We start from the raw sequence: 13,581 nt of genomic DNA, 5'->3' as shown, positions 1-13,581 counted from the left end.
AATTAATTTTCATTTAATATAAGCTATAATATAAAAAGTTCGGAAAGGACAGACAATGGGCATACTAAAAAACATACTGGCAAAACTCAGAAAAATTTATACTTATGAAGACAAACTGATCATTGAATTAAAAGACGATCATCAAACACTTTTTTCACTTTTTAACAAAATCGAAAAACACCTTCAAAAACAGAATTTTGAAAAAATCCCGGAAATACTTAAAAAGTTTCATTACGAATACAGACTGCACATAATTTATGAGGATAACTACTTTTACACGTATATGAAAAGCAAATATAAATACAACGAAAAAATCTTAAATTTTATAAATCAGAAACAGGAAGAAATGAAATCGATCTCAAAAGCAATTTCAGGATTTATAAACAGATTTGACAACGTTAAAAAAATTGAATCAGAACAGTTTAAAAACGAACTTGAAAAACTCGGAAAAGCCCTTAAAGCAAGGGTCGAGTTTGAAGAAAAAGAGCTGTATACGCTTTACAGCTAAAATTTTTTCTCTATTATTTTCACACTTATCATAACGATTATTACTTCAAGAACAGCCGTAAAAACAAGCACATTGTACCAGTAATCGCTTATAGTCCCGTTTTGATGCGCAAGGGTTGCGGTTGCAATCAATAACGTTAAAGGCATAGAAAGCGACAACGCAAAAAGAAGCGTTTTTTTAATACCCAGCATCGTATAAAAAACAGCAGAAGCAAAAATTCTCACAAGAATCATAACTCCCACTATCATTAAAGAATCTTTCAGCATCTGCATAGAAATCAAAGAAAGATTTAGCGAGCTTCCGACATGCACGAAAAATATAGTAATCAAAAACCCGAATCCAAAAGGCGCAAGTTTGTGTTCAAGGTCTTTATTGTGCTCAAAAAACGTTGCAATAAACACCCCTACAACAAAAGCGCCGAGTACAACGTCAAGATGTATTTTCATTAAAAAAGCGATCATAATAAAGAAAAAACTGATTGCTATTCTTACATCCTGATGATATTTATCCACCCCCGGCATCAGATAATGTTTAAGTTTCGGAAACCACCAAAAAATTGCTCTGATAAGAAAAAACGCCAAAACAAGAAAAATTAAGAACAAAAACAGTATGCCTATATTGATTAAAAGTTTTTTATCAAAGCCGAACTCAAAATATCCGCTTACGACCGTTAAAATAAGGATAGAAATAAGTTCTCCCAGCACGCCTATTTTAATTGCCAGATCCAGCCACTCTTTTTTACCTATTTCCTGCTGAATTGATATCATAAGACCTATGGAAATCAGTGGCATAATTACCAAAAACACTTTTGAATAGCTGAATAAAAACACAAAAATAAAACTCGACACAACTAAAATAAATAAAAAAAGAACGCCTTTTTTAAAAAGGGATTTCTCCATTTTTAACAGATCTTTTAAATTTACCTCCATTCCGGCTAAAAGCATTAAATACAAAAATCCCACTTCCGCCAGCAAATTGAACATTTCGTTATGATGTATAAGCCCGACTGCGCTGAATACCGCTCCAAGAGTTATTTCAACCATGGAAATAGGAAGTTTTAATATATTGCTTAAAAAAGGTGATATTAACAGTATTACCGATAATGAAATTATTAAAAATTCAGCACTCATTGGCTATTTCAAACCCTTCGTCAATTAAAATTTTAAGATCCCTGTCGGGTCTTTCGCCTTTTGTGGTAAGATAATCGCCTATAACTATGGAGTTAGCACCGGATTTCAGAGCTTCGGTCCATCTCTCACCAAAGACGATCTCTCTTCCCCCTGCCAGCATTATTATAGCTTCTTTAAACTCATTTGCAAATCTCTTTACAAGATTTAACGCAAACTCTCTATCATGTGTAGCTTTTAAAGGAAGCTTTTCGTTTTCAATAAAAAAATTCAGAGGTATTCCTTCCGGGTCTAGCATTTTTAACGATTTTATAAAACTTTCAATATCGCTTTTGCTTTCTCCCATTCCGAATATCCCTCCGCAGCAGAGCTGAAGTCCTGCTGACTTAATGTTCTCACATGTCTCAAACCTCTCATCCCATGTATGGGTTGAACATATTTCGGGATAATATTCCCGGCTTGTCTCAAGATTGTGGTTATATATTTTTACTCCGGATTTTTTAAGCTCTTTAAGAGAGTCTTTATCGGCGGTGCCGTTACACGCGATTATGGAAATATCCACCTCTTTGGAAACAGCTTCAGCCGCGCGGCAGACATATTCAAGCGTTTTTTCATCAAGTCCCCTGCCGCTGGTTACAAGACAAAAACCGGCGGCTCTGTTTTGTTTGGCCAGTTTTGCTTCATTTACAATCTGGGAAATCTCTTTTTGTCTGAAACGGTTTATATCCGCTCCCCATTTCACGCTTTGCGTGCAGAATCTGCAGTCTTCATTGCATGCGCCGCTTCTTATATTGCTGATCGCACACAAAAATATTTTTTTCATATTATACCTTTGGCAGAGTAAACTCTTTTACTTTAGTTTTCCATTCATCCGTTTTTATTTTCCTGTAAAACAGCGTAACAATATACTTCTCATCCGTAATATCAAGTGTCATACAGGTGCTGAACCCGTGATCCCTGGCACAAACCTCTCCCGGATTTAATATCAGGTTTTTACCGTTGAATGTTATATCCACGTCATGAGTATGCCCGTATACGATAATATCAGTATCCAAAGGAAACATATATTTGGGATAGTGCATAAGTTTCCATGTTTTACCCGCCAGTTTAAAATAATGAGGCTCTGTTGTAAGATTGTATTTGTCTACCACTTTATACAGATGAAAATCGTTGTTTCCAAGCACCGCCGCATATCTCACAGGAGCTTTTTCCAGATATTCAAGCACTTCTTCCTGAACAATGTCTCCGGCGTGAAGTATAAACTCCGCCCCTTCATTTATCAATAAATCTATAGCTTTTTTTGCCCTTCCGGTCTTTCTGTGAGTATCGGACATTATTCCTATTTTCAAATCCTATCCTTAAATAAAAAATTTTCTTTGCTTAATCTGCAGCGTCTTCTCTATGTTTACATTTAATACATTCGTAAATCTCTTTTTTTCTGTATGTTCTTTTTGCCATCAGATATCCGCATTCCGGACACTGTTTGTTAACCGGTCTGTATTTTGAAATAAACGTACATTTAGGATAATTTGCACATCCGTAAAATTCCCCTCTTCTTGACTTTCTTTTTACGATATCGCCTCCGCATTCCGGACACTTTACATCGTCTAAAATTTCAGGTTCGTTTAGAGGTTTTGTGTTTTTACACTCAGGATAATTGCTGCACGCCAGGAATTCTCCGCTTTTACCTCTTTTCACAACCATATCGGCACCGCATTTGTCACATTTAACATCGGCTTTTTTCTCTTCTTTTTCTTCGAGAGGCCTTGTATATTTACATTTAGGATAACTGCTGCATGCAATAAACTCGCCGAATCTTCCTTTTCTTATTACAAGAGGAGAGCCGCAAAGAGGACACGTTTCGTCAATCGGTTTTGCAATTTTCTGAGAAGGGATCTCTTTGTATCCTTTGTTTACAAGCTCCATAAACGGATTATAAAATTCTTTTAACACCTCCTGCCAGTCTTTTTTCGCTTCGGCTACGCTGTCAAGCATCTCTTCCATATTTGCCGTAAAGTTGGCGTCCACAATATCCGGAAAATGTTTTTCAAGCGTTTCAATTACACTGAAAGCTATTTCCGTAGGATGGAGTTTTTTCTCTTTTACCTCAACATAGTTTCTGTTTTGCAAAAGCGTAATCGTAGGAGCGTATGTCGAAGGTCTTCCGATTCCGAGTGATTCCAGTTTTTTAATAAGGCTGGCTTCGGTATATCTTTCAGGCGGTTTGGTGAAATGCTGGGTTGCTTTAACCTCTTCGGGTTTTAATTTCTCGCCTTTTTCAAATTCAGGAAGCAGTGTATTTGCGCTAGGTTTTCCGTATACTTTATAAAATCCGTCAAATATCAGTTTTCTTCCGCTTATTTTAAATTCGCCCTTATCGTTTGATATGTAAATATTCTGAGTTTCAAATTTGGCGTCTTTCATCTGGGTTGCCAAAAATCTGTTAAAAATCAGAGTGTAAAGTTTAAGCTCGTCAGGCTTTAAATAGTTTTTAAGATCATCCGGCGTCAGCCTTACATCAACAGGTCTTATAGCTTCATGCGCTTCCTGTGCGGTCTGGTTTTTCGTATGGTATGTTTTAGGCTGGGCATACTCTTCGCCTATATTTTGTTTAATAAATTCCAATGCCGCTTTTTGAGCTTCTTTGGCAATGTTAAGACTGTCCGTTCTCATATATGTAATAATACCCGTTTCACCCACAGGCGTTTTAACACCTTCATAAAGTTTCTGCGCAATCTGCATTGTTTTTCTCGGACTGAACCCGAGCTCGCTGCTGGCTACCTGCTGAAGTGTCGAAGTCATAAACGGCGCCGGGGATTTTACGGTAGTTGTTTTGGTTTCTATTTCTCTTACGGTATATTCGAGAGGTTTTAACTCGTCTACTATTTTATGAGCTTCGTCTTTGGTTTTAATATCGAATTTATCAAGTTTTTTACCGTTATATTTAATTAAAGAACCCTCTATTTTTTTAAAAATCCCTTCAATACTCCAATATTCCTGAGGTTTAAAGGCCTTAATTTCCCTTTCACGGTCCACTACGAGTTTAAGGGCTGCACTTTGAACCCTACCTGCACTAAGACCCTTTTGAATTTTTTTATTGAGAAGAGGGGAAAGTTTATATCCCACTATTCTGTCAAGAAGTCTTCTGGCCTGCTGGGCGTTTACCCTGTTCAAATCAATGGTTCTCGGGTTTTCAAGGGCTTTTTTTATAGCTGTTTTGGTAATTTCATGAAACACTATTCTTGGAAGTTCTTCCGGCTTTTTACCTATTACGTGGGCAATATGATAGCCGATAGCCTCTCCTTCCCTGTCCTCATCCGTCGCTATATAAACCGTGTCGGCTTTTTTTGCTTTTTCTTTCAGTTCTTTGGCAATCGCCTGATGGTCTTTTGTCACTCTGTACTGAGGTATAAAAGAATCGTCTTCAATCTTAATCCCGAAAGAAGTTTTAGGCAAATCTCTTATGTGCCCTTTGCTCGCCACTACTTCATAATCTTTACCCAAAAAATTTTTAATCGTTTTTGCTTTTGCCGGTGATTCGACAATTATAAGTTTTTTTGCCAAAACATATGCCTTTTTTTTGGCGGTATTATACCAAAGATGAAATTATGCATTATTAAACGAATTTACACACCCGTAACAAACTGCATATACATTAATATGTTTTTTCACTTTTATGTCACTTTTATTTGATAATATGTATATAAGCAGTATCTCTTTTCAAAGAAGGCCTTTTTTGAACGAAATTATAAAAAATAAAAAAATATTGCTTTTTATTATTACATTACAAGAAGCATTTACGGCAATTGTTCCTTTTTTTCTGTTAACGTCGGTTATTACCCTGCTGTTTTCTTTCTTGCTTTATTTTAATACGGATCTTTTTTTTATTTCCCAAAAAAACATTCTGTATCTTTCAAAAATACTTCAGTCGTTTTCATCTATCGTATCTGTAATAGCAATATCCTATTTTTTTGCACAGAGGTTAAAAGTTTCACAGATAATCGCCGTTATTTTATCCGTCAGCGTATTTGTCACACTCGTACTTATAGAAAATTCGTCAATATATATTTTCAATATCCAGGGTGATACCTCCACAATTAAACTTATAGACGACATATCTATCCCCATTGTTCTTCCTTACGGCTTTACCCCGGCCACGCTGATATCCCCGGTGCTCTCAACCTACCTTTTGAAACTGTTTTATCCGAAACTAACCTTAAATATCAATATAGAAGACGGGAATTATCACATTTATAAACTTTTTAATTATCTATTTGTATTTTTTGCCGCCTATATTGCAGCCGTTAATTTATATATATTCTTTGCAGTGATAGTCAGTTACTTCTTACATAACTTCAATCCTTTGAAATTAAACATTCCTGATATATTAACCCTGATAATTAGAGACTTTCTGGTACAGATACTGTGGTTTGTCGGAATACACGGCAGCCACACCGTAAACGGTCTTTTCGGAAAGGCCATACTTTTTAAAGAAGCTTTCCCGAACCTTACGTTTGGAGAATTCAACAGAATGTTCGTTCTTATAGGAGGAGCCGGTGTAGGACTCGGTATGCTGATCTCTTTTTGGATCTATTTTAAAGAAAAAGCTTTAATGTACATAACAAAAATTTCGACTCCTTTTGTGTTTTTTAACATTAACACCCTGCTGATATATTCCGTAATCGTTTTAAACAGATTCTTTTTAATACCTTTTGTATTCCTTCCGATTTTAAATATCGTAATAGCCTATTCTTTTTTACATTTCGTACATATAAATTTTACCGATTATTATGTTGCGTGGACGACACCCGTATTTATAGATACGTATTTAAAAACCGGAGGCAATTTATGGGTCACGGCTCTGCAGCTGTTTTTGCTCGTTATAGATACTTCCGTTTATATTTATTTCACCAAAAAATTCGTAAACTCCAAATCATATTCGTCCCATAAAGAAATCCTTCAGCACAACCTCGATATTTCGGAAGAAATAAAATCAAAAGAAGGTGTATACGCTTTTAAAGCCCAAAAACAGCTAATAGCCGCACAGGCAAAACTGGATGAGACAATCAGTTCACTCAATAAACATAATTTAAAAATATATTATCAGCCAAAAATAGACATTAAACACAACAAATGCAATAAATTCGAAGCGTTAATAAGATATAACGACAACGGCAAAATAACCGGCCCCTCATTTCTGCCTATAATCGAAGAAGCGGGACTGGCTCCTATTATAGACATATGGGTGTGCAAAGAAGTAAAAAAAGATATTGAAAAATGGCAAAATGAAAGTTTTTACCCCGAAATAAGCGTTAACCTTCATCCGGACACCCTCAGCAGCAAAGATGCTGTTGAAAAAATAATTCAGATTTTTAAAGATAAAAAAGTGGTGTTTGAAATAATTGAAAGAAGCTTTCTTTACGGTAAAAATGCCGAACAAAACATTAAAAACCTTCAAAAACACGGCTTCAAAATTGCCATAGACGATTACGGCATAGGATATTCGAGCCTGGAGGTAATTACAAAATTAAATATTTATGAGTTAAAAATCGACAAATCCCTGATTGATATAATAGACACGCACAAAGGCTACGTTGTTTGTAAACATATAGTAAGTCTGTGTCACGATCTGGAATGCACGGTAGTCGCAGAAGGAGTTGAAACCAAACAGCAGTTTAACAGCGTAAAATTTATAGATGTCGATCTGGTACAGGGATATTACTTTTCTCCTGCAATACCTTTTAACAAGGTCAAACGGTATGCAGAGTCGTTCAGTGTTTAAATTTAGACACAAAACATCTGATATAATTCCAAAAATTTAAAAAAGGCGGGACTTGAAATTTTTTTTGAATAAAAAAATCATTGCATTTATTATAACTCTTCAAGAGGCTTTTATAGCTGTAATACCTTTTATTATTTTTAGCGCTTTTCTTGCTCTTTTTAATATTTTCGTATCATACTTTCACATAAACATTATACCTACGGATATAGTTTTCCGTTTTGAAAGATCCGTTCTTTCATTCACTTCTCTCGTAGCTATAGTGTCAATTGCATTTTTTGTGGCGAAAAGGATAAAAGTTTCCGAAATAATAGCCATTATTCTTTCAATGGTTACATTTCTGTCCATTCTGATATATGAGCACCCTCACTCAAAACTGGTTTTGCCGTACGGTTTTACGGCTGCTACGATTTTTGCACCGATTGTAAGTACATACTTTTTAAAAATACTTTACCCAAAATTTTCACTGCATATAAACGTAACAGACGGAAACTATCATATATACAGATTTTTTAATTATATCTTCGTATTTTTTGCTGCATACATTGCGGCTATGGCGGCATATATAGCCATAGACGCGGTTATGGACATAATTATCGATAAATACAATCCTTTAAAACTCAATCTTCCGGATATTGTAATTCTCGCAATAAGAGATTTTTTCGTACAGCTTTTCTGGTTTTTCGGAATACACGGGGAACATATGGTAAATGCACTTTTCGGAAAAGAAATACTTTTTAAACATATGTTTCCAAATCTTACCTACGGAGAATTTCACAGGATTTTTATCAATATCGGAGGAGCCGGAATAGGCGCCAGTCTTCTTATTGCTATTTTAATTAACGCTAAAAACTCTACCGTTAAAACGGTAGCCAAAATAGCGTCCCCTTTCGTGATATTTAATATAAACGATATTCTGATTTTCTTAATCGTTGTATTTAACAGATTTCTGTTTCTGCCGTTTGTGCTGCTGCCTCTTTTTAATCTTGCAGCCGCATATATATTTGTACATACGGTGCCTGTACATTTTACCTCTTACCACGTAGTCTGGTCCACTCCTATTTTATTTGACGGTTTTCTTAAAAGCAATTCATTTTCCATACCTTTATTTCAAATATTCTTACTGGCTGTAGATACGGCCGTATATTCGTATTTCATTAAAAAATATTTCAAAATACAGTCACTCGAAAACAAAAAACACATACTTCAGACAAACCTGGAAATTGAAGAAGAAATCAGAGCTAAAAAAGACATTAAAGCTTTTTTGGCAAATCAGGAAGTAATAGAGGCGAATACAAAATTAAACGAACTTATAAACAATTTAAACCAGGACAATTTATTAATCTATTACCAGCCGAAAATAGACATTAAAAACAATAAAGCGTTAAAATACGAAGCGCTTATAAGATACAACGACAACGGTCAGATAAAAGGCCCTTTCTTTTTGGATATCATAGAAAAATCTGGACTGGCTCCCATTATAGACGTCTGGGTGTGCAAAGAAGTAAAAAAAGACCTGCAGAAATGGAAGAATGAAAATTTTTACCCTCAAATAAGCGTTAATCTCCATCCAGATACGTTAAAAAGCAGCGATGCTATGGAAAAAATCATATCAATATTCGAAAATGAAAATATAATGTTTGAAATTATTGAAAGAAGTTTTATAAATAAAGATGCGCAAAAAAACATTCAAAAACTCAAAAGCAAAAATTTCCCTATCTCAGTAGACGACTTTGGAGTAGGCTATTCATCTCTCGAAACGCTTATTAAATATACAATAGAAGAGCTGAAACTGGACAAATCCCTCATTGACGAAATAGAAGACAAAAAAGGCTATTTGGTCTGTAAAAACACAATAAACCTCTGTAAAGATTTAAATATAAAAGTAGTGGCGGAAGGGGTGGAAAAAAAATCACAGTTAAATTTATTACAAGAAATGGGAATAGACTATATACAGGGATATATATTCTCTCCTGCCATACCGTTTAGAAAAGTAAAAGAATTCAGCGAGAACTTTAACTTAAACGGTTTTTAAAATCCTCATAATGAAATTCTCTTGCTTTATAAACTGATCCGTCTTTTCTTTTTATAATTATATCAGGAAGTTTTATACCGTTAAACGCCGTATTTTTAACCATTGTATAAATTGCCATATCTTCAAATATAATTTTATCTCCTATCTGTAAAGGCTCATCGAAACTGTAATCCCCTATGACGTCCCCGGCAAGACATGTAACTCCCCCGAGTCTGTAAGTGTATTTTTTCTCATTAGGCTCTCCCGCTCCCCTTACTACAGGTCTGTAAGGCATGGCTAATACATCTGGCATATGAGCCTCGGCAGATGTATCGAGTATGGCTATTTTCATCCCGTTGTCAATAATATCGAGCACCTCCGCCATCAGATATCCGGCGTTAAGCCCCACCGCTTCGCCAGGTTCTAAATAAACGTCTTTTATATTCGGATATCTGTTTCTGAATTCTTTTATCATTTCTATCAGATGATCGACATCGTATCCTTCTCTCGTAATATGATGCCCTCCGCCGAAATTCACCCACTGCATGTCTTTAAGATACTCTCCGTAAAGCTTTTCAAACCCTTCCAGAGTTTTTTCCAGCGCCGTGTCCAACTGTTCGCAAAGCGCATGAAAATGCAGCCCGCTTACGTTTTTAAGTTTATCTGCTTTGAAATTGGCTTTTGGAACACCAAGACGGCTAAACGGAGCGCAGGGATCGTATAACGGTACCGGAGAACTTGACACTCCGGGATTTACCCTAAGTCCTATTAAAGATTTTTCTTTTACCCTGTCTTCAAATCTTTCAAGCTGATTAAAACTGTTAAATACCACAGTATGTGAAATATCAGCCACTTCGTCAATTTCGCTTTCTTTAAATGCCGGACAGTATGTATGCACTTCCCATGGTTTCATATTGGCAAGTTTCGCTTCCCATAAACCGCTTGCGGTAGCTCCACTGAGATATTTTTCAAGCAAATCAAAAGTGGACCAAGTAGCGTAACCTTTTAAAGCCACAAGAATTTTGGCATTGGCTTCTTTTTGCACCCTGTCAAGAATTTTAAGGTTTTTTTCAAGCAGGTTTTCTTCTATAACATATGCGGGTGTTTTAATTTCCATTAACAGCCTTTTTTATGAAATTATACTAAATACATCATCAAACTGATTAACTTTATTATCTATTTTGAATTTATAAGCGTCTGACACTAAAATAATTCTTAATTCTCCATTCTCTCTTCACCTCAAAAAGTCTTACGACTTTCAGGGACCCCGATTTTTTAATTCTCAATTCTTACCCTTCAGCCTTCACAAGTTAACTGCTTCACAACTTAACTACTTCACCACCTATCCACTCCACAATTTTATCAGTGTCTGTCACCAATCAGTAATAAAATAAAAAAGAATAAAAGACCCGATTATAAAGTCAGGTCTAAAATTCTTTCAGCTTTTTCAATATCTTCTACACTAGGTTTTTTATGAGCTCCAAGCTGTTTAAGAACTCTTGCCACAATTAACATTAAAGCTCCGATATATTCCGGAAGCACTTCTTCAAGCTCTTTTGAAATCGGATATTTTAGAGGCGGAATCTGCTCTAAATATAATAACACGTCTTTCAAATCAACTTCTTCTTCAAGTTTTTTAAATTCTCTGATGCTTTCTTCAAAACCTTTTGTTAAAGGCATGTCAGCCGGCATAATAATATCTCTGCCGTTAAATCCTGTTTTTTCCACTGCAACTAACAGCAAATCATGAAATTTTTTTTCAACAATATCGATAATTCTGTCTGCTTTAGATTTATCCAGTTCTAAACTTGCCGCTTTTTTAAATACAGCTTCTATTTTTTTGAATCCTACTACTCTTGACATTTTCTCTCCTTAAGTTTTTTATAATTATAAAACTTTATCATCTAAATGTCAAGTAGTATTAGTGAAATAGGCTCAATTAAAATGTAAAGCCCACTCCCACATATAAACTGCTGTCATAAGTGTGATTAAATTTTATATCCCTGTAACCTGCAAAAACCTCTCCGTTTTCAATAAACTGTGTTCCCGTTTCCACTTTAAATTTCATAAATTTATCAGCTTCGTCAAAACTTAAAATATTCGGAGCATATTCAAACTCTCCTCTTACAAACACCGGAAGAGAAAACTGCTGAATATATCCTGACGCACCTAAACCTATAGGAAGAGCAGAGTTGTGATCAGTATGAACAAAATCCATAAACAGTGAAAACTTAACAGGCAGATCAAGTCCTATCGCCTGACCTTCGCTTTTAACTCCCGCATAAAAGAAATTTGATTTATCAGAATGAATCAGATATCCGCCTCTTACATAAAAAGGCTGTTGATAAGTAACTTTTGCCTGACCTTCTACCATTACATTGTCACTACTAACCTGCAGATTAATAAAATTACCCGCAAAAAGGCTTGCCGCCGCCAATGCGCTTAATACCAATTTTTTCATTTCACATCCTTTTGTATTTTTTTAAAATTATATCTAATAGAGAATCACTTTTACTTTTTCCCCGGCTTTTAACGTATACAGTCCTTCTTGAAGCATCATAAGAGCTTCATTGCCTATCAGGTTCGTAAGAATTCCGCTGCTTCCCTGTTTTTTGCCTCTTACATCTACAACGTATTCACCGTTTTCAAAAGAAATATTAACCGCTACAAACTGGGTTTTTTTAAATTTTTTCACAAACTCGTCTCTCAGTTTTGCCTCTACTGTTTTCAACGAGGTTTTATTTTCAAAACTGTCGGCTATAGGAACTACGTATAATAAAAACGTTACGAAACTACTGTACGGAAATCCCGGAAGAGAAACAATATATTTGTCTCCTGCACGCGCAATCATAATCCACTGTCCAGGTTTGATGTTTACTCCGTGAAAGAGAACTTCAAATTCACCTGTGATTTCCTTTACAAAATCAAAATCCCCGACGCTTACGCCTCCCGTTGTCACAACAATATCGCTGTTTTTAAGAGCCGATGTTATTTTTCTTTTTATATCTTCTTTGTTGTCTCCCGCTATTCCCAGATTATGGGTTTCATATCCCAGGCTTTTACCTAGTGCGGCAAGTGTATAATTATTTGAACTTCTTATCTGCCCCATTTTGTACTCTTCATCAAGGTCAACCACTTCTTCCCCAGTCGCTATAACAGATACAACGGGCTTTTTGACAACGCTTACGACAGGTATGCCTAGAGAAGCAAGAACGCCGATTTCTCCGGCTTTGATTAAAGTGCCTTTTTTAAGAAGGACTTCTCCCTTTTTAAAATCTTCCCCTACAGGTCTTACGGAATAACCCTTTTGGACTTTTTCTTTTATTATTAGTCTGTCTCCCATGACTTCTACATTTTCTATAGGCACAAGCGTATCGCTGTTTTCAGGCATAAAACTGCCGGTATACGTCTTAACCGCTTCACCTTTTTTAATTTTTGTATATTCAAAAGTTCCGGCCGGATTTCTTCCTATTATTTTTATTTCTTCGTCAATATCATCATGTCTAACCGCAAATCCGTCCATTGAAGCGGTCGGCATATACGGATTATCGTATTTTGCTTTAATATCATCCGCCAACACCCTGTTTAAGGCATTTTCCAAAAAAACTCTCTCGCTTTCTTTTGTATCCGGAAGGTTTTCTTTTAAAATTTTTATTGAATCATCAAAACTTATATGTGCCATTACTTCTCCTTATGTTTTTATTCGCTTAACAAACCGGCTCCGGGAAGGTCTTTCGCCCTGTCTTCGGCAAAAATTCTTTTTCCGTCTATCAAATCGTATTTCCAAATCGGCGCGTTTGCTTTAAAATCTTCTACAAACTCTTCAAGATACTTAAAACCTTCCGTCCTGTGTCTTGTAAAAATAGCGCATAAAAAACTTGTCTCGCCTACCATAACATCGCCGAAACTGTGCGCCATGGTTATTTTACAGTCTTCAAGATTTTGCCATTTTTTAAACCAGTCGTTAAGCATCGGAAGATAAAGATCAAAACTGAGCCCTTCAATTCCGTTATCGGGTCTTACTATTCCGATAAACGGTATCATAGCTCCGTATCCTTCAAGTTTAAATTCTTCATACCATCTTTCCAGTGTCGGAATTACGGGAACTCCTCCTTTAAAAACTTCTAACATCGGCTCTCCTTATTAATTTTCA

The 13,581-nt window shown here is 35.7% G+C and carries 12 protein-coding genes; 3 read left to right on the top strand and 9 right to left on the bottom strand.

What is annotated here, in order from left to right; translation table 11 throughout:
* Positions 1–55: 55 nt before the first annotated feature.
* A complete protein-coding gene (locus tag C3L23_RS00590) occupies positions 56–508 on the top strand; it encodes a hemerythrin domain-containing protein (protein WP_127679236.1) in 453 nt (150 codons plus the stop codon).
* Here C3L23_RS00590 and C3L23_RS00585 read toward each other — a convergent pair.
* The 4 genes from C3L23_RS00585 to topA are packed head-to-tail and all read right to left on the bottom strand — an operon-like array spanning position 505 to position 5,199.
* Positions 505–1,638, bottom strand: coding sequence for a cation:proton antiporter (locus tag C3L23_RS00585; RefSeq protein ID WP_127679235.1), 1,134 nt, complete (start codon positions 1,636–1,638; stop codon positions 505–507). The two genes, C3L23_RS00590 and C3L23_RS00585, sit on opposite strands and share 4 nt — an antisense overlap.
* On the bottom strand, positions 1,628–2,458 hold the full coding sequence (locus C3L23_RS00580) for a biotin synthase (protein ID WP_127679234.1): 831 nt from the start codon (positions 2,456–2,458) through the stop codon (positions 1,628–1,630). Before C3L23_RS00580 ends, C3L23_RS00585 begins: the two co-directional genes overlap by 11 nt.
* A 1-nt stretch (position 2,459) precedes the next feature.
* Complete coding sequence (locus tag C3L23_RS00575; protein WP_127679233.1) at positions 2,460–2,984, bottom strand: metallophosphoesterase; 525 nt, start codon at positions 2,982–2,984, stop codon at positions 2,460–2,462.
* Positions 2,985–3,015: 31 nt separating this feature from the next.
* Positions 3,016–5,199, bottom strand: a complete 2,184-nt coding sequence (topA, locus tag C3L23_RS00570) for a type I DNA topoisomerase (protein ID WP_127679232.1) — start codon at positions 5,197–5,199, stop codon at positions 3,016–3,018.
* Positions 5,200–5,371: 172 nt separating this feature from the next.
* Between topA and C3L23_RS00565 the strand changes: the two genes are divergently transcribed.
* Both C3L23_RS00565 and C3L23_RS00560 read left to right on the top strand, forming a co-directional pair.
* A complete protein-coding gene (locus C3L23_RS00565; protein ID WP_127679231.1) occupies positions 5,372–7,417 on the top strand; it encodes an EAL domain-containing protein in 2,046 nt (681 codons plus the stop codon).
* 52 nt (positions 7,418–7,469) lie between these two features.
* Positions 7,470–9,449, top strand: a complete 1,980-nt coding sequence (locus tag C3L23_RS00560) for an EAL domain-containing protein (protein ID WP_127679230.1) — start codon at positions 7,470–7,472, stop codon at positions 9,447–9,449.
* Here C3L23_RS00560 and nspC read toward each other — a convergent pair.
* The 5 genes from nspC to C3L23_RS00535 form a co-directional block, all read right to left on the bottom strand.
* Positions 9,430–10,545: a carboxynorspermidine decarboxylase gene (gene nspC, locus C3L23_RS00555; RefSeq protein ID WP_127679229.1), complete on the bottom strand. Its 1,116-nt coding sequence runs from the start codon at positions 10,543–10,545 to the stop codon at positions 9,430–9,432. The genes C3L23_RS00560 and nspC overlap by 20 nt on opposite strands.
* Before the next feature lie 296 nt (positions 10,546–10,841).
* Positions 10,842–11,291: a DUF1931 family protein gene (locus C3L23_RS00550; protein ID WP_127679228.1), complete on the bottom strand. Its 450-nt coding sequence runs from the start codon at positions 11,289–11,291 to the stop codon at positions 10,842–10,844.
* 76 nt (positions 11,292–11,367) lie between these two features.
* Complete coding sequence (locus tag C3L23_RS00545; RefSeq protein WP_127679227.1) at positions 11,368–11,889, bottom strand: hypothetical protein; 522 nt, start codon at positions 11,887–11,889, stop codon at positions 11,368–11,370.
* 33 nt (positions 11,890–11,922) lie between these two features.
* Entirely contained in the window at positions 11,923–13,110 is a 1,188-nt protein-coding gene (locus C3L23_RS00540; protein ID WP_127679226.1) for a molybdopterin molybdotransferase MoeA, read from the bottom strand.
* Positions 13,111–13,127: 17 nt separating this feature from the next.
* Positions 13,128–13,559, bottom strand: a complete 432-nt coding sequence (locus C3L23_RS00535) for a molybdenum cofactor biosynthesis protein MoaE (protein ID WP_127679225.1) — start codon at positions 13,557–13,559, stop codon at positions 13,128–13,130.
* Positions 13,560–13,581: the final 22 nt, after the last annotated feature.

The sequence above is a fragment of the Nautilia sp. PV-1 genome (assembly GCF_004006315.1).
Lineage (GTDB): Bacteria > Campylobacterota > Campylobacteria > Campylobacterales > Nautiliaceae > Nautilia > Nautilia profundicola_A.
This window is presented reverse-complemented; position numbering and strand designations above follow the sequence as displayed.

Bases quoted from the DNA above. Each gene is read 5' to 3' on its own strand.
- C3L23_RS00590 (WP_127679236.1), top strand. From the start codon at position 56: ATGGGCATACTAAAAAACATACTGGCAAAACTCAGAAAAATTTATACT.
- C3L23_RS00585 (WP_127679235.1), bottom strand. From the start codon at position 1,638: ATGAGTGCTGAATTTTTAATAATTTCATTATCGGTAATACTGTTAATA.
- C3L23_RS00580 (WP_127679234.1), bottom strand. From the start codon at position 2,458: ATGAAAAAAATATTTTTGTGTGCGATCAGCAATATAAGAAGCGGCGCA.
- nspC (WP_127679229.1), bottom strand. From the start codon at position 10,545: ATGGAAATTAAAACACCCGCATATGTTATAGAAGAAAACCTGCTTGAA.
- C3L23_RS00550 (WP_127679228.1), bottom strand. From the start codon at position 11,291: ATGTCAAGAGTAGTAGGATTCAAAAAAATAGAAGCTGTATTTAAAAAA.
- C3L23_RS00545 (WP_127679227.1), bottom strand. From the start codon at position 11,889: ATGAAAAAATTGGTATTAAGCGCATTGGCGGCGGCAAGCCTTTTTGCG.
- C3L23_RS00540 (WP_127679226.1), bottom strand. From the start codon at position 13,110: ATGGCACATATAAGTTTTGATGATTCAATAAAAATTTTAAAAGAAAAC.
- C3L23_RS00535 (WP_127679225.1), bottom strand. From the start codon at position 13,559: ATGTTAGAAGTTTTTAAAGGAGGAGTTCCCGTAATTCCGACACTGGAA.